Origin of the sequence: Actinoplanes sp. NPDC051470, from assembly GCF_040682035.1 — a bacterium.
GTDB lineage: Bacteria > Actinomycetota > Actinomycetes > Mycobacteriales > Micromonosporaceae > Actinoplanes.
Genome location: NZ_JBFBAA010000001.1, coordinates 236,960 through 250,417, shown reverse-complemented (window position 1 = coordinate 250,417; position 13,458 = coordinate 236,960). Strand labels below are relative to the sequence as shown.

19 protein-coding genes are annotated in these 13,458 nt (G+C 70.9%); 14 read left to right on the top strand and 5 right to left on the bottom strand.

The genetic code is table 11. The features are described 5' to 3' along the window. The first annotated feature begins 22 nt into the window (after positions 1-22). Genes AB0M54_RS01205 through AB0M54_RS01195 form a run of 3 tightly spaced genes read left to right on the top strand, consistent with a single transcriptional unit; the run spans position 23 to position 2,383 of the window. Entirely contained in the window at positions 23-442 is a 420-nt protein-coding gene (locus tag AB0M54_RS01205; protein WP_364468473.1) for a hypothetical protein, read from the top strand. A 1-nt stretch (position 443) separates the two neighbouring features. Beyond that, positions 444-1,898: a glutathionylspermidine synthase family protein gene (locus AB0M54_RS01200; RefSeq protein ID WP_364314691.1), complete on the top strand. Its 1,455-nt coding sequence runs from the start codon at positions 444-446 to the stop codon at positions 1,896-1,898. An 11-nt stretch (positions 1,899-1,909) separates the two neighbouring features. Beyond that, positions 1,910-2,383, top strand: a complete 474-nt coding sequence (locus AB0M54_RS01195; RefSeq protein WP_364314693.1) for a pyridoxamine 5'-phosphate oxidase family protein — start codon at positions 1,910-1,912, stop codon at positions 2,381-2,383. A gap of 60 nt (positions 2,384-2,443) precedes the next feature. Here the strand turns inward: AB0M54_RS01195 and AB0M54_RS01190 are convergent, their stop codons facing one another. Then, positions 2,444-2,866: a hypothetical protein gene (locus AB0M54_RS01190; RefSeq protein WP_364468471.1), complete on the bottom strand. Its 423-nt coding sequence runs from the start codon at positions 2,864-2,866 to the stop codon at positions 2,444-2,446. Continuing rightward, on the bottom strand, positions 2,859-3,224 hold the full coding sequence (locus tag AB0M54_RS01185; RefSeq protein ID WP_364314697.1) for a hypothetical protein: 366 nt from the start codon (positions 3,222-3,224) through the stop codon (positions 2,859-2,861). Before AB0M54_RS01185 ends, AB0M54_RS01190 begins: the two co-directional genes overlap by 8 nt. A 43-nt stretch (positions 3,225-3,267) precedes the next feature. On the opposite strand from AB0M54_RS01185, the gene AB0M54_RS01180 reads away from it, so the two are divergent. The 5 genes from AB0M54_RS01180 to AB0M54_RS01160 all read left to right on the top strand — a co-directional run bounded on the left by AB0M54_RS01180 (position 3,268) and on the right by AB0M54_RS01160 (position 8,245). Continuing rightward, the gene (locus AB0M54_RS01180) at positions 3,268-4,155 is read left to right on the top strand and encodes a Gfo/Idh/MocA family oxidoreductase (protein ID WP_364468469.1); all 888 of its coding nucleotides are present in this window, start codon (positions 3,268-3,270) and stop codon (positions 4,153-4,155) included. Positions 4,156-4,393: 238 nt separating this feature from the next. Beyond that, complete coding sequence (gene sigK / locus AB0M54_RS01175) at positions 4,394-4,990, top strand: ECF RNA polymerase sigma factor SigK (protein ID WP_364314703.1); 597 nt, start codon at positions 4,394-4,396, stop codon at positions 4,988-4,990. Continuing rightward, positions 4,987-5,727: an anti-sigma factor gene (locus AB0M54_RS01170; protein WP_364314705.1), complete on the top strand. Its 741-nt coding sequence runs from the start codon at positions 4,987-4,989 to the stop codon at positions 5,725-5,727. Before sigK ends, AB0M54_RS01170 begins: the two co-directional genes overlap by 4 nt. A 3-nt stretch (positions 5,728-5,730) precedes the next feature. Then, a complete protein-coding gene (locus AB0M54_RS01165) occupies positions 5,731-6,327 on the top strand; it encodes a cadmium resistance transporter (protein ID WP_364468467.1) in 597 nt (198 codons plus the stop codon). Between the two features lie 742 nt (positions 6,328-7,069). Continuing rightward, entirely contained in the window at positions 7,070-8,245 is a 1,176-nt protein-coding gene (locus tag AB0M54_RS01160) for a cytochrome P450 (protein WP_364468465.1), read from the top strand. Here AB0M54_RS01160 and AB0M54_RS01155 read toward each other — a convergent pair. Continuing rightward, positions 8,222-8,764, bottom strand: a complete 543-nt coding sequence (locus tag AB0M54_RS01155) for a TetR family transcriptional regulator (RefSeq protein ID WP_364468464.1) — start codon at positions 8,762-8,764, stop codon at positions 8,222-8,224. The genes AB0M54_RS01160 and AB0M54_RS01155 overlap by 24 nt on opposite strands. 52 nt (positions 8,765-8,816) lie before the next feature. Between AB0M54_RS01155 and AB0M54_RS01150 the strand changes: the two genes are divergently transcribed. The 3 genes from AB0M54_RS01150 to AB0M54_RS01140 are packed head-to-tail and all read left to right on the top strand — an operon-like array spanning position 8,817 to position 10,097. Continuing rightward, entirely contained in the window at positions 8,817-9,302 is a 486-nt protein-coding gene (locus tag AB0M54_RS01150) for a GNAT family N-acetyltransferase (protein WP_364468462.1), read from the top strand. 40 nt (positions 9,303-9,342) lie between these two features. After that, positions 9,343-9,741: a helix-turn-helix domain-containing protein gene (locus tag AB0M54_RS01145; protein WP_364314718.1), complete on the top strand. Its 399-nt coding sequence runs from the start codon at positions 9,343-9,345 to the stop codon at positions 9,739-9,741. Then, positions 9,738-10,097, top strand: a complete 360-nt coding sequence (locus tag AB0M54_RS01140) for a DUF4180 domain-containing protein (RefSeq protein ID WP_364314720.1) — start codon at positions 9,738-9,740, stop codon at positions 10,095-10,097. Before AB0M54_RS01145 ends, AB0M54_RS01140 begins: the two co-directional genes overlap by 4 nt. 47 nt (positions 10,098-10,144) lie before the next feature. On the opposite strand, the gene AB0M54_RS01135 is transcribed toward AB0M54_RS01140, so the two are convergent. Next, a complete protein-coding gene (locus tag AB0M54_RS01135; protein WP_364314722.1) occupies positions 10,145-10,435 on the bottom strand; it encodes a hypothetical protein in 291 nt (96 codons plus the stop codon). A 423-nt stretch (positions 10,436-10,858) separates the two neighbouring features. Here AB0M54_RS01135 and AB0M54_RS01130 point away from each other — a divergent pair, with 423 nt between their 5' ends. After that, the gene (locus AB0M54_RS01130) at positions 10,859-11,203 is read left to right on the top strand and encodes a hypothetical protein (protein WP_364468460.1); all 345 of its coding nucleotides are present in this window, start codon (positions 10,859-10,861) and stop codon (positions 11,201-11,203) included. A 4-nt stretch (positions 11,204-11,207) separates the two neighbouring features. Here the strand turns inward: AB0M54_RS01130 and AB0M54_RS01125 are convergent, their stop codons facing one another. Then, positions 11,208-12,113 (bottom strand): AraC family transcriptional regulator, encoded by a 906-nt coding sequence (locus AB0M54_RS01125; RefSeq protein ID WP_364314728.1) that lies wholly within the window; start codon positions 12,111-12,113, stop codon positions 11,208-11,210. Between the two features lie 337 nt (positions 12,114-12,450). Between AB0M54_RS01125 and AB0M54_RS01120 the strand changes: the two genes are divergently transcribed. Together AB0M54_RS01120 and AB0M54_RS01115 are read left to right on the top strand one after the other, a co-directional pair. After that, positions 12,451-12,807, top strand: a complete 357-nt coding sequence (locus AB0M54_RS01120; RefSeq protein ID WP_364314730.1) for an STAS domain-containing protein — start codon at positions 12,451-12,453, stop codon at positions 12,805-12,807. Between the two features lie 18 nt (positions 12,808-12,825). Beyond that, on the top strand, positions 12,826-13,158 hold the full coding sequence (locus tag AB0M54_RS01115; protein ID WP_364468458.1) for a YnfA family protein: 333 nt from the start codon (positions 12,826-12,828) through the stop codon (positions 13,156-13,158). The last annotated feature ends 300 nt before the right edge of the window (positions 13,159-13,458 follow it).

Genomic DNA, 13,458 nt, shown 5'->3' with positions numbered 1-13,458 from the left:
AAGACCTGTGGAGAAGCGGACTGTGAAACGACGGATGACCTCCCGCAGCGTGTCGCTGACCAGCACCTTCCTCCTGCTCGCGGCAGGCGGGACGGCCGCGTGCGACAACGGCAACGACAGCCAGGACGAGGGCTTCTACTGCGCCGACGAGAACGGCACGATCGTCGACGAGGACCACTGCGACGACGACGGCAACGGCGGCGGCGGGGGCGGATTCTTCATCTGGCACTCGTCGGGCTACCGGTCCGGCTACCCGGTGGGTTCCCGGCTCCCCTCCGGCGGCAGCAAGTTCGCCTACAACGACCGGGCCGCGCGCTCGTCGTTCGGCCTGCCGTCGAGCGGCCGGATCAGCAACGGCACGATCAAGACCGGCTCGGTGGGCAAGGGCGGCAGCGGCTCGTCCAGCAAGTCCGGATCGTCCGGCTCCAAGTCCGGCAGCTGAGGTGAAACGGGTTCCCTACGGTCCGGTCCGCGACGGCTGGCGGCTGACCAACTACAGCCTCGGTCTCACCTACAACGACACCGAGCTCCCCGACGGCTCGATGATCTCGTACTGGCAGGAAGGGCCGTACTACGACTTCTCGGCGGCCGAGATCGAGGAGCTGGAGACGGCCACCACCACGCTGTACGCGATGTGCCTGGAAGCGGGCGACTGGATCGTGCAGCAGTGCCCGCGGCGCACGGTCGAGGGCCGCAAGCAGGGCTACTTCACGTCGGTGTGTACGCCGGAGACCTGCTTCATGGCCCGGATCGGCATCCCCGAGTACGCCCACGAGCAGATCATCCGGACCTGGTTCGACGGCGACGCGGAAACGTGGACGCACTACGACAAAGATCCGGACATGCGCTTCCCGATGGAGACGCCGGACTTCTCGCCGACCATCTACGGGCGGTTCGACCTCTGGTACAACGGCGCCGGCAGCGTGCCGCGACTGCTCGAGTTCAACGCGCAGACGCCGACGTCGCTGGTCGAGGCGTCGGTCATCCAGTGGCACTGGGCCGACCAGACCAACCTGACCCAGCACCCGTGGCGGCAGTGGAACTCGATCCACGACCGCCTGGTCGGCTGGGAGGCGGCCGACGGCGAGCCGGCCGACCCGGGCGCGTGGCGGCGCAACATCAACAAGCTGCGTGAGGCGCGCACCTGGCTCCCCGAGAAGCCCAAGATCTTCTTCGCGTACGAGACGTCGGAGACCACCGGCGAGGACCGGATGAACGTGGCCTACCTGATGGCCACGGCCGAGGAAGCCGGTTATCCGGTCGAGCTGATCGCGATGAGCCAGATCGGCTGGGACGTGGCCGGCGACCGGGTGCTCTTCGTCCCCGCGCCGGGCCAGGAGAGCAAGGCCGAGCCGATCAACATCATCTTCATGCTCTACCCGTGGGAGTGGTTCTGGAACGAGGAGGGCGGCAAGGCCTTCTTCCGGAACATGGCCGACCCCTCGAAACGGGGCACGGTGTGGATCGAGCCGCCGTACAAGGCCGCGCTGCTCGGCAACAAGGCGCTGCTGCCGGTGCTGTGGAAGCTGTTCGGCGACGACCCGGTGCGCGGCAAGTACCTGCTGCCGGCGTACTTCGCCGAGTCCAAGGCGGCCGGCACGCTGAAGAACTACGCCCGCAAACCCATCTGGGGCCGGGAAGGCGGTTCGGTCACGCTGGTCCGCGAGGACGGAACCTCGACCGACAACCCCAGCGAGTACGGGGCGGACGGGCGTTTTGTCGTCCAGGAGTTGTGCGAGCTGCCGTCCTTCGACGGGCTCGAGGGCACCGTGCACCCGGTCATCGGCTCGTGGCTGATCGACGGCGAACCGGCCGGGATGGGCATCCGCGAGGGCCTCGGCGAGGAGGGCCTGATCACCAAGGACCAGTGCAACTTCGTGCCGCACATCATCACCTAGGGAGAGCGCTCGTGGACCTGGCCGGGATGGCGCGGGACGTCATCGACAGCAACCGCTACATGGTGCTGGGCACGACCGAGCCGGACGGGCGGCCGCGGGTGTCGCCCGTCTACTTCACGCACAACGGCTACCGCGACTTCTACTGGGTCTCCGGGCCGGACGCGCACCACTCGCACAACGTCCGCGAGCGCTCCGACGTCGCGATCGTCATCTACGACTCGACCGCGGCCGTCGGTGAGGGCCGCGCGGTCTACCTGACCGCCCGCGCGCACGAGGTGCCCGAGGAGGATCTGCCGGCCCGGGTCGCGGTGGCGTGGGCGACCATCCCGCCCGGCGGCGCCCGCGCGTTCGACCCCGAAGAGCTGCGGGGCGAGGCCGACCTGCGGCTCTACGTGGCCCGGGCGACCCGGCACGAGGTGCACATCCGGGGCGGCGACCCGACCTACGGCACCGGCATCGACACCCGGCGCGAGGTCATCGTCTGACCGTGGTAGCCCAGGGCGGCATCCGGGCACCGGATGCCGCTCCTGGCCGCCACTGCGGAGTCAGCGGGTGGCCGGGCGGTGGCGCCAGACCCACCACAGGCCGATGAACGGCAGCACCAGCGGGACGTAGCCGTAGCCCTGGCCGAACCTCGACCAGACCGTGGCGTCCGGGAAGGCCACCGCGTCGACGATGGTCAGCGTGCCCACCACGAGCACGCCCAGCAGCTCGATCGAGCACGAGGTCAGGGCGAGCGCCCGGCCGCGCGGGCCGCCGACGGCCAGACCCACGGTGGCCGCGATGTAGACCAGGCCGGCCAGGCCCGACAGCAGGTAGGCCAGCGGCGCCTCGGAGAAATGGGTGCTGATCTGCACCAGCGCGCGGGCGCTGGCGGACAGCGCGAAGATGCCGTAGACGAGCAGCAGCACCCGGCCCAGGCCGGAGTTGAGCGCCGCGTCCCGCGGGCGGGTCCTCGGTTCAGCCACCGGTCACCGACGCAATCTGCTGCAGCCGCAGCACCAGCACGGGCATGACCAGCGCGGCCACGCCCAGGATCAGAGTGCCCCACCGCGTCGGCTCCATCCGGGCCAGCACGAACGCCGTGGGCATGAACGCCACCGCGGTGAAGAGATAGCCGACGAACGTCGCGACCTCGGCGGGCCGGGTGCCGCCGAAGAGACCGACGACGGCCACCAGGCAGAGCACGGTCACCAGGGCGCCGAGGGCCAGGGCGGCGTACAGGTCGAGCCGGCTCGGGGCCCGGTCCATGGCACTGCGGATCAGGAACCAGACCGCGAACACCAGCGCCACCACGATGGTCGCCACCGACAGAGGACCGTTCACGCGGGACAGCGTAGCCACCTCGCGGCCCGTGTTAGCTTGCGCCATGCGCTTCGGACTTCTCGGCACCGGGCCCTGGGCCCGGCTGGCTCACGCCCCGGGTCTCGCCGCCCACGACGAGGTCGACTTCGCCGGCGTCTGGGGACGCGACCCATCGAAGGCGGCCGCGCTAGCGTCGGAGCACGGCGTCGCGACCTATCCGGATCTCGAGGACCTCCTGGCCGACGTCGACGCGGTGGCGATCGCGCTGCCGCCCCACATCCAGGGAGACCTCGCGTTGCGGGCGGCTCACGCCGGTAAGCACCTCTTCCTCGACAAACCGGTCGCCATGACCGCGGCCCAAGCCGGTCAGATCGCCCAGGTCGTCCACGACAAGGGCCTCAAGTCGGTGGTGTACTTCACCCGCCGGTTCCTGCCCACGCTCGCGGACTTCATCGACTCCGCGGCGGCCGAGGGCGGCTGGATCGAGGCCCGGGTCGACCACGTCGGCACGATCTACGACGAGGGGAACCCGTTCGGCGAGTCCAAGTGGCGGCGGGAGATGGGCGGGCTCTGGGACGTCGGACCGCATGCGACCGCGCTCGTGGTGCCGATCCTCGGGGCGGTCACCGAGGTGTCGGCCATCCTCGCGCCCCGGGACATGACCTACCTGACGTTGCGCCACACGACCGGAGCGGTCAGCAGGATCACACTGTCCGTGGACGTGCCGCCGGCCGCCGCGCGCGAGGAGGCGGTCCTCTTCGGCGAGGCCGGGATCCGGCCGGTGCCCGACCCCGCGTGGGACCCGATCCTCGCCTTCGGCAACGCGCTCGACGCCCTGCTGGCCGGGGACACCCGGATGGACGTGGCCTTCGGGACGTCGATCACGGCGGTGCTTGAGGCGGCCGCCGAGTCGGCTTCCAGCGGACGCGTTGTCACGGTCACGACGGCCTAGAACAGTGGTAGGCCGTGGCGGTGTCCGGGCGGGAAATGGCGCCATGGGCCACCACTGGCGGGACCGCCGGGACAACCCGGCGGTGGGGCACCGGGGGTGACCCACCGGGCGGCCCGCGGGTGGGCCACGCCGGCGATGGGTCGGGCGTACCCATAAAGGGTTTTTGTCGTAGACCCATCCGGCGCGCTGCCCGCGCCGAAGAACGGTTGTGACGATCGATGCGGCGAAAGGGCCATTCATGACGGAGCGTGCCCGGAATCTCTCCGCCGTGCCCGAGCCACCGCCGACCGACGCCGGAACGCTGCTGCGTGAGGTCGCGCAGGGTGACGAGAAGGCCTTCACCCGGCTGTACGACATGGTCGCGCCGCGGGTGTACGGGCTGATCCGTCGGGTGCTCCGTGACCCGGCGCAGACCGAAGAGGTGACGCAGGAGGTCATGGTCGAGGTGTGGCGCACGGCGGCCCGCTTCGACACGTCGCGTGGATCGGCCACCTCCTGGATCTTCACGATCGCCCATCGGCGGGCGGTCGACCGGGTGCGCTCCGAGCAGTCCGCGGCCGACCGGGTGATGAAGGTCGGCGTGGGGCAGGTCGAGATCCCGCACGACGAGGTGGTCGACGAGGTGACCGGGCGGCTGGAACGCCAGCAGGTGCGGCGCTGCCTCGACGACCTGACCGGCCTGCAGCGCCAGGCCGTGACGCTGGCCTACTACCAGGGCCACTCCTACCGTGAGGTGGCCGAACTGCTGTCCACCTCGCTGCCGACGATCAAGACGCGGATGCGCGACGGCCTGATCCGCCTGCGCGACTGCCTTGGGGTGGAGTTGACGGCATGATCACTACTGACATCCACGCCTTGGTCGGGGCGTATGCGCTGGACGCGGTCGATGACCTCGAGCGGGCCGCGTTCGAACGGCACCTGCGTGACTGCGAGAGCTGCCGCACCGAGCTGGACGAACTGCGCGAGACGGCCGCGCGCCTGGCCGACAGCACGTGGTCGGTCCCGCCGCCGCGCCTGCGGACCTCGGTGCTGGCGGCGGTCGCGCAGACCCGTCAGGTGCCGCCCGCCCCCGCGGTGGTCACCCCGGCCGCCCGCCCGGCCCGTCGCCGCTGGCTCGTCGCCGCGGCCGCCGCGGTGGTCCTGGCCGGTGGGACCGGCACGGCCGTCTATCAGGTTCAGGAGCAGCGGGTACGCGACAAGACGGCGATCGCCGCGGCGGCCGCCCGGCAGGAGGCCCGCACCCGGGACATCCTGGCCGCCCCCGACCTGGTCGTCCGGACCGCCCCGATGATCGGCGGCGGCAAGGTGACCGTGGCCCAGTCCACGGCCCGGAACGCCGGCGTCATCCTGCTGGGCGCGGACGCGGCCCCGGCCGGCGGCAAGGTCTTCCAGCTCTGGACCATCCGCGGCACCGCGCCCACCTCGGCCGGCGCCCTGCGGGTCGGCCAGACCAGCGCGGTCCAGATCGTCGACGGCCTCCCCGGCGCCGACATGGTCGGCGTCACCGCCGAACCGCCCGGCGGCTCGAAGACCCCGACCGTGCCCCTGGTGTCCCAGGTCCCGCTGGTCTGATCGGTGGACCTGGGCATCATCGGCCCGGCGGCCGGTCTGTTCGCGGTGACGAACATCGACGACATCGTGATCCTCGCGCTGTTCTTCGCCCGGGGCGCCGGACACCGCGCGACCACCCGCAACATCGCCGCCGGCCGGTATCTCGGCTTCACCGGGATCCTGGCCGCCGCGGTCGCCGCTGCCTTCGGGGCGACGTTCCTGCCCGCCGCGGCCATCCCCTACCTCGGCCTGCTGCCACTGGCGCTGGGCGTCAAGGCGGCAATCCAGTCGTGGCGGCACCGCGACGGCCCCGCCGAGGAGGCCGCGGACCGCTCGACCGCGCCGCGGATCCTCGAGGTCGCCGCGGTCACGTTCGCCAACGGCGGCGACAACATCGGCGTCTACGTGCCGGTCTTCGCGACCGCCGGCGCCGGCGGCATGGCCGGCTACGCGGTCGTTTTCCTGATCCTGGTGGCCGCCTGGGTGGCGGCGGGCCGGTTCTTCGCGACGCGGCCCGTGATCGCGAGGGCGCTCAGCCGCTGGGGGCATGTCCTGCTGCCCGTCGTCCTGATCGGCCTCGGGCTGCTGATCCTCATCGAGGGCGGGGCGTTCGGCCTCTAGCCGTTCCGGGGCAGCCGTTTCCCCGGGCCTTTCCTCCCCCACCGCGACCGCCGCCCGCCGTCACGATCACCGACGCCCGCCAACGCGCCCGCCGCCCGCCGTCACGATCACCGACGCCCGCCAACGCGACCACCGCCCGCCAACGCGACCACCGCCCGCCATCGCGACCACCGACGCCCGCCTCGGCCGCTCTGCTCGTCATCGTGCGATAGCGCCGTGCTGCCCGTTGCCCGGACGAGGGCAGTAGTCCCTGACGCGCTTTTGCTCTGCGCACTCATACGCACCCCCTTGTCGTGCGCCAAGTGTCGCCAGAGGACGCGCAGGTCACCGACCCTGAGGGCTTGCGCGCACCCGACGATGTGCCGGGTGCGCGGGGGCGAGAGTGATGACCCCGCCGCCGCCGGCGTGCACGAAAGCGCTGTTCAGCGCGAGGAATGCGGGTGACTCGCGACTAGAGGTGAGTATTTGTGCGCAGAGCAAAGCGGTGGGGAAGGCAGGTGTGGCCAGCGCGGACGGGCGGCGGGGGCGGTGTGGCGGTTGCCGGGGTGGAGGTGGAGGGGGTGGTTGCGCGAGAGGCGCGTTCACGGCCTTGCCTGGCAGGGGGTCGCGGAGTGGGGACGGAGCTCGGTGGTGCGGTTGGGGCCTTGCCTGTGCGTACGTTGCGTATTGGGGGTTGTGCATTGCGTTCTTGGCGGGTGGCGGACCATCATCTCGAAGGGTGTCGATGGATGGGAGTCTCCGGGTGACCGCTTCGCAGAGCAGGGCTTCGCAGCGCAAGGTGGGGCGGGGCGAGTTGAGCCCGGGGTGCCCGGTGCGGGTGGACGAGGACGGCGTGTGGCAGGTGCGAGATTTCGCCACGGCGCGGGAGGTGCTGCGGAACACGGCTACGCGGCAGGCCGGGTTCGCGGCTGAGCATGCGACCCGGGCTGAGGGGCGGATGCGGGTGCCGGTGCTCTATCGGGACGGGCCGGAGCATCGGGAGCATCGGCGCCAGACGGCGCGGTTCTTCACGCCCAAACGGGTTGACGCTTCGTACCGGTTGTTGATGGAGCGGCTGGCCGACGATCAGATCGCGACGCTCCGGCGGGAGGGTGAGACCGATCTGACCAAGCTGTCGTTCGCGCTGGCGGTCGCCGTCACGGCCGAGGTGATCGGGCTGACCGAAGCCGGGGCGGGGATGGCGAAGCGGCTGGAGAATTTCTACAAGAAGCACGCCTCGGCCAACCGCGTGACGGCGTTCGCCCGGCGGCGGCGCAACGACTTCCACCTGGGCCAGTTCTACTGGTACGACGTCCGGCCGACGGTGCGGGCGCGCCGCGCGGAACGGCGGGACGACCTGATCTCGCACCTGCTCGACGAGGGTTGCAACAGCGGCGAGATCCTCGGCGAATGCGTGACGTTCATGGCGGCCGGCATGGTGACGACCCGCGAGTTCATCATCGTCGCGGCCTGGCATCTGTTCACCGACGACGCACTCCGCGCGGACTACCTGGCGGGGGACGAGAAGCGGCGGGTGGCCGTTCTGCACGAGATCCTGCGGCTCGAGCCGGTGGTGTTCGACCTGTTCCGGCGGGCCACCGAGGACATCGTGGTGCCGGGGGCGGTGATCCCGGCCGGCGCGCTCGTCGACGTGAGCCTGGCCGCGGCCAACGTCGACCCGTCGGCGGTCGGCGCGGACGGCGACCGGGTGTGCCCGGCCCGGCCGCTCGGTGAGGGGGTACGGGACGAGGTGCTGGCCTTCGGCGAGGGACCGCACCGCTGCCCGGGGTCGTACGTCGCGATCCAGGAGACCGACATCTTCCTCACCCGGCTGTTCGCCGAGCCGGGACTGCGCATGGTCTCGTCGCCGGTGGTGGGCGCCCGCGAGGAGATCTCCTCGTACGAGCTGACGAACCTACGGGTCGCCGTCACGACGTAGCACCGCCGCCGTCGTCCGGGTCAGGTCGCCGGTGGCCAGCAGGTCGAGCAAAGCGCCGCGGAGCAGGGCCAGGGTCGCGGTGCGCTCGGCCTCGCCCGCGGGGGTGTCGCGGATGGACTCCGCCTGGGCCGCGGCCAACAGGTCGAGCCAGTCACGGACGGTTTCGGCGGCGAAGGACGACCACGGACCGTCCGGTTCGATGAGTGACCGGGCGTAGGCCTCCGTCCACAGGGTCAGCAGCGCGCGGAGGGCCGGGTCGGAGATCCAGCCCCACACCAGCCGGGTGGTCGCGGCCAGGTCGCCGGGTGGCGCCGAGCGCAGCAGCGCGATCTCGTCGGCCCGGGCCCGGGCCAGCAGCTCGCGGATCAGGCCGTCCTTCGAGCCGAAGAGGTACAGCAGCACGCGCGGGCTCGACCCGATCGCCGCCGCCAGCGGGCGCAGCGACAGGTCGGCCAGGCCGTGCGCCAGCGCGTAGCGGTACGCGGCCTCCAGCAGCTCTTCCCGGCGCGGGCTTCCCATGGCGGCCAGTCTACTGAAACACTCGTTTCAGTCCTCGCGCGGGAGGTTCGTTATGTCGGTGCTGGTCAGACCCCTCGGTGAGCCGGGCGACCTGGGCTGGGTGGTGATGGCGCACGGTGAGATCTATGCGGCCGAGTACGGCTGGGGCACCACGTTCGAAGAGCTGGTGGCCGGGATCGTGGCGGAGTTCGCGGAGAAGCGGGACCCGGCTCGCGAGGCCGCGTGGATCGCCGAGGTCGACGGGCAGCGGGCCGGGTGCGTCTTCTGTGTCACGGCCGACGAACACACCGCCAAGCTGCGGACCCTGCTGGTCGATCCGGCGTTCCGCGGGCACGGGCTGGGCGCCCGGCTGGTCGGCGAGTGCGTGTCCTTCGCGGCGGCGGCCGGCTACCGGCGCCTGACCCTGTGGACCAACGACGTGCTCACCTCGGCCCGCAAGATCTATCAGGCGGCGGGCTTCACGCTGGACGACGAAGGTCCCGAACACCGGTTCGGCGCGGACCTCACGTTCCAGAACTGGTCCCGTACCCTTCCCTGAAGTTCCTTAAAAGCATGTGTTGAGCGTACGATAGGGAATCATGGAGTGGCACTCACCCGAGCAGGTCGCCGACCTTCTGGGCCTGCATGTGCGGACGGTGCGGGGCTACATCCGTGACGGCCGGCTGCCCGCGGTCCGCATCGGCAAGCAGTACCGCATCGCCCAGAGTGACCTCGACGCGTTCACCGGCCGTCCTGCTCCGGCCGGGCCGGCGGTGAGTGTGACGGCGGTGGTCGAGTTCGACGACGTGCCGGCGGCCCTGGCCGACCGGATCGCCACCCTCGTCGTGGCCGGCGTGCAGGGGGTCGACGGGCTGCGCGTGCAGGCCGTCCACGACGCCTCGCGCGCTCATCTCAAGCTCATCGTCCTCGGTCCGCCGGGCGTCACGGGCGACGTGCTGCACACCATCGACGGGCTTCTCGAAGGGGAGACACGATGACCGACCAGGTGATCGAGCGGCGCAACGGTACACCGGTGCTGGTGTGCGCGGCCGAGGGGCCACGCATCAGCACGCCACAGGACGCGCTCGACGTCATCGGCGGCGCGTTCGGGCAGGCCGACGTGGTCGCGATCCCGGCCGGGCGGCTCGACGACAGCTTCTTCCAGCTGCGGAGCGGGCTGGCCGGCGAGATCATGCAGAAGTTCGTCAACTACCACATCCGGCTGGCCGTGCTCGGCGACATCGGCGCGCACGTCGCGGCCAGCGACGCGCTGCGTGACCTGGTGCGCGAGTCGAACCGTGGCCGGCACATCTGGTTCGTCACCGACCTGGACGAGCTGGATTCCCACCTGTAGAACGCCCGCGGGGCGGACCGGTGGGAAGGGCCGCCCCGCGGACGGGATCAGGGAACGGTGCGCTCGATCGCGGCCGGCCCGTCACGTTCGAGCTCGACCCGGGCGGCCTCGACGTTCGCCGGTGTCGGGTCCTTGCCCTCGGCGACGGCCAGGTCTTCCGGGTCCCACGGCTGGTCCGCGCCGGTCCGGATCTCGGGCTGCGCGCCCGGCGCCACGAACTGCGGGTTGTCGTCGTCGGGGCCGCCCCCGGTGATGAACGCCTCCACCGCGACGTCGTCCTCGACCGCGGCCGCGACCTCGGGCGTCTCCTCGAGCGGCGGCTGATTCGGTTCGACCATTCTTCCTCCCCTGGGAACGCTCCTCCGGGTCCCTTACCCCTGTGCGGGGCCCGCTACCCGCGATCTTCCCCCGGCGCAGCCGTACCCCGTCCGGGTGGTTGTCGCATTTCATCATCGACGCACCGGCCGGGGCGGCGTCCACTCGGACCTGCCGTCCGCCGCCGCCCCTGCTAGAAGCGGCCGCGACCTGCGTCGATTAGCCCTTGCCGGCGCCCTACACCATGCCGCTCGGTGCGAAACGGACGATCAGTGAGTCCGGGGGCGAACCGAGCGTGAAGCGGACAGCGACTGCGCTCTTCGGATGGACGCTGAGTAGCCGGGCGAATACGTTCTCGCTTGTTACATGTGCACAAACCCTGGCTGGAGCACATGCGTGGGTGAGGAGAACTTGAGCGTAATGACCGATCGTGAGGAACCCCGGCGGTGACGAACCTGCCGGATACCGAACGCGACGCCTGCGACGTGGTGCAGGCGTTGGGCGGTCTCGCTGCTCTGCTGGCCCGGCTCCAGCCCGACGACCCGGCGTTCGACGAGGCCGTTCGCGTGCTGCGGAACCTCGCCGACGACGGGTCGGTCGCGGCGCAACGCGTCGTCACCTACCTGCAGACCCTTCGCGGAGCCGGCGACGGCGAGGCCGCGGCCGTGCCGCCCCGCCTCGCACCCTGGCGCGACTGGGTCCCCCCGCGTGGCCACCTGCTCGGCGAGCCCGGCCCGATCCAGCACATCGGCGAGCTCCCCCAGCCCCGCCGCACCGATCCCGGCGAATAGCCCCTCACCGGCGCAGCGTCGCCGACGGCGATTCGCCGTAGGAAGCGCGGTAGGCCGATGCGAACCGCCCCAGATGCGCGAACCCCCAGCGGTGGGCGACCGCGGCCACCGTGTCCTTGGCCGGGTCGGCGTGCCGCAGGTCGTCGAACGCGCGCTGCAGACGCACCTGCTGCAGGTAGCTCATCGGCGATCGGCCGGTGTGCTTGCGGAAGCCGTCCTGCAGCGACCGCACGCTCACCCGGGCCAGCACGGCCAGATCGGCCACCGTGAACGCCCGCTCCGGCTCGGCCTCGATCGCGTCCTGGGCGCGGCGCACCGCCCGCGGCGGGCTCGGGCGGGGCGGGGCGGTCAGCTCGTCGTAGTAGCGATGGGGCAGGGCGTAGAGCAGGCCGCTGAGGATGAGCCGGCGCATCCGGCCGGCGATCGGCGGCAGGGTGACCAGGCTGTCCGGGTGCCCGCACTCGTCATGCATGAACCGGACCAACTGGCACCAGCTCTGCCCCGCGCCGTCGCCGAGGTCGATCTCGGACGGGAGGTTCAAGGGTCCCTCGATCGGGTGACCCAGCAGGACGGCCAGTTCCGCCTCGAGGGCGATGCGTTCTATCTTCACATCGATCTCGGCCGAATCGGCGCTGTGCAGCGTGTAGACCGGGTTGCCGGGCCCGAAGACGGCGCCGGTGGACGCGTGCGCCAGCACCTCACGTCCGGCGTGCCGCGACTGCATGCTGCCGGCCGTGGGCATCGTGACGTGATAAGCGTCCAATTCCGACGCTATGAGGGTCACCGGGGCCCCGAAACTGAGGTGCCCGATCGTCACGGGTCCGAGTTGGATCACTTCGGCGGCCACCTTGAAGCTGCCGTGACCCTCGGGCGCACCCACCGAGATCGGGTAGTAGTACCGATTGAGCATGCTCCGTACCTGATCGACATCCGCGCTGTTGAACAGCGACATTACCGGGCGATCAGACATGGCTGAAGGCGATCCACCGCATACCCAGAGTAAAGGGGAAGCGGGCGCCAGGCGTCAACGTTCATGACTGCCCCTGACCGTTCCAGCACATTCAGGCCATATGAACTACTCTGGCGTTCCACGCCTACGTGGCGTAACTTGCAGACCAGCGGAACGTTGTTGGAACGCGGTCCCGAGGCGCCAAGGGCAGGGCGCCGACATGCGCCGCAGGTCAGCGCATCGGGACCCCCGCGGGAGAGGTTGGCGTCGGCCGTACGACGCCAGAAAGAGGGCTGCCGTGTATCTGCCGATCACCACGCGCCAGCTGGCCGACGGCACCGTCGAGATCGCGCCGAGCGGCGAGATCGACCTCGACAACGCCCACGTGATGCGAGACGCCGTCAACGACGTGCTCACCTCCTCGACGCCAGTCAAGATCTGCCTGGATCTCCAACGCGTGATGCTGATCGACAGCATCGGCATCGGCATCCTCGTCGCGTGCTTCCACGCGGCCGCCGCCAGCAACGTCAAACTCGTGGTCAGCCACCCGAGCCCGACGGTCTACCGGCAGCTCTGGGTCTCCGGCCTGGTCGGCCTCCTGGGCTGCGCCGAGCCGCCGTCCCCCCGCACGTCGGTGGGCCTCCGCCCGGCCTGATCAGGTTGACTGCAGGGCATGAACGTCCTGCGGTCGATCGCCCTCTTCATCGTGGCCGCCCTGGCCGAGATCGGCGGCGCCTGGCTCGTCTGGCAGGGCATCCGCGAACACCGCGGCCTGCTCTTCGCCGGCCTGGGCGTCCTGGCCCTCGGCGCCTACGGCTTCGTCGCCACCCTCCAGCCCGACCCCCATTTCGGCCGCATCCTGGCCGCGTACGGCGGGGTGTTCGTCGCGGGCTCCCTGCTCTGGGGCGTGGTGGTGGACGGCTTCCGGCCTGATCGCTGGGATCTCATCGGCGCGGGCCTCTGCCTGGGCGGCGTGGTGGTCATCATGTATGGGCCGCGGGGGTGAGGGAAGGTGAGTACACCGACGCGTGGGAAGAGGACGCCGGTCTTTCTTTCTTGGGTACGGCTGGGTGGTTGGCCAAACGCAATGGCCGGTGCTGTTCCCGCTCCGCGGCCGGGGGCGCGGCGCCGGGCCGTGAACGCGTGTCTCGCGTGAGGATGTTGGTCGCGCGGCGGGGGTTCTCAATGGCGCGGCGTTCCGTTTGTGGGCTCACGTAGTTGTCCGCTGCGGTAGGCATTGATTCGGCGGGGTCTTGCGATGTCCGGGCGCGCGCTCGGGTTGGGTGCTTTGGCTGTCCACTTTCGA

Excerpts from the sequence above, each read along its gene's own strand:
- AB0M54_RS01125 (WP_364314728.1), bottom strand. The coding sequence starts at position 12,113 with ATGCTCAATCGGTACTACTACCCGATCTCGGTGGGTGCGCCCGAGGGT.
- AB0M54_RS01140 (WP_364314720.1), top strand. The coding sequence starts at position 9,738 with ATGACCGACCAGGTGATCGAGCGGCGCAACGGTACACCGGTGCTGGTG.
- AB0M54_RS01170 (WP_364314705.1), top strand. The coding sequence starts at position 4,987 with ATGATCACTACTGACATCCACGCCTTGGTCGGGGCGTATGCGCTGGAC.
- sigK (WP_364314703.1), top strand. The coding sequence starts at position 4,394 with ATGACGGAGCGTGCCCGGAATCTCTCCGCCGTGCCCGAGCCACCGCCG.
- AB0M54_RS01135 (WP_364314722.1), bottom strand. The coding sequence starts at position 10,435 with ATGGTCGAACCGAATCAGCCGCCGCTCGAGGAGACGCCCGAGGTCGCG.
- AB0M54_RS01115 (WP_364468458.1), top strand. The coding sequence starts at position 12,826 with ATGAACGTCCTGCGGTCGATCGCCCTCTTCATCGTGGCCGCCCTGGCC.
- AB0M54_RS01145 (WP_364314718.1), top strand. The coding sequence starts at position 9,343 with ATGGAGTGGCACTCACCCGAGCAGGTCGCCGACCTTCTGGGCCTGCAT.
- AB0M54_RS01150 (WP_364468462.1), top strand. The coding sequence starts at position 8,817 with ATGTCGGTGCTGGTCAGACCCCTCGGTGAGCCGGGCGACCTGGGCTGG.
- AB0M54_RS01155 (WP_364468464.1), bottom strand. The coding sequence starts at position 8,764 with ATGGGAAGCCCGCGCCGGGAAGAGCTGCTGGAGGCCGCGTACCGCTAC.
- AB0M54_RS01180 (WP_364468469.1), top strand. The coding sequence starts at position 3,268 with ATGCGCTTCGGACTTCTCGGCACCGGGCCCTGGGCCCGGCTGGCTCAC.